We start from the raw sequence: 664 nt of genomic DNA on the forward strand, positions 1-664 counted from the left end.
CGCACTCGATGCCGCTGAGCCAGAGCTCACCGCACGATTCGATGACTTACCACGGGCTTTGGCATATTCGGCAACTGCCATAAAGCAGCCAAGCGAGCGATTCCAGATAACTTTATAATTACGGTTCATGATGTACTTCCCTTACTATCAATTAAGCATTTTCTATAATGGCAAAATTTATATCTTTAATGCAATATAATCAGATAATTTCACGCTTTATATAGACACACTCATAAAATATAAAAAATTTTATAAGCCGGTTTTATTACAGAGCTACTCTCTTATAAAACATAATAATACACATGTACACATAGTCAACTTTATTATAGTATTTAATGATAGTTTAAATAAATTCACTTATATTAATATATTAATTCTTAAATAAGAATATATAATGTATTTACTTTTTCCCTTAAAGAAATTAGGGTATTTATTATTTTTGTGGTTTTTATGCTGTCGTCTATGTTCTTGATTACACATGAGCCAATACAGCACTATAGGTCATAAACATGACAGTTTGAAGTCACAGATCTTCGTCAAGCCTTATACCGTACCTACCTTGTTATGCTTTCTACATTATAGGATGGTTATACCTATAATTAGCTATGGTTGATTGGCAGTATTTGATTCGATAACATAGGCTTAAAATTAACTTTTATCTGAC

The 664-nt window shown here is 31.6% G+C and carries 1 protein-coding gene; it reads right to left on the bottom strand.

The genetic code is table 11. The annotated features are described in order from the left end of the window. On the bottom strand, positions 1 to 129 hold a 129-nt coding region (locus BTV99_RS13240; protein ID WP_083608655.1), incomplete at its 3' end, for an ESPR domain-containing protein. Between the last annotated feature and the right edge of the window lie 535 nt (positions 130 to 664).

It is taken from the genome of Psychrobacter sp. Rd 27.2 (genome assembly GCF_001921755.1).
Lineage (GTDB): Bacteria > Pseudomonadota > Gammaproteobacteria > Pseudomonadales > Moraxellaceae > Psychrobacter > Psychrobacter celer.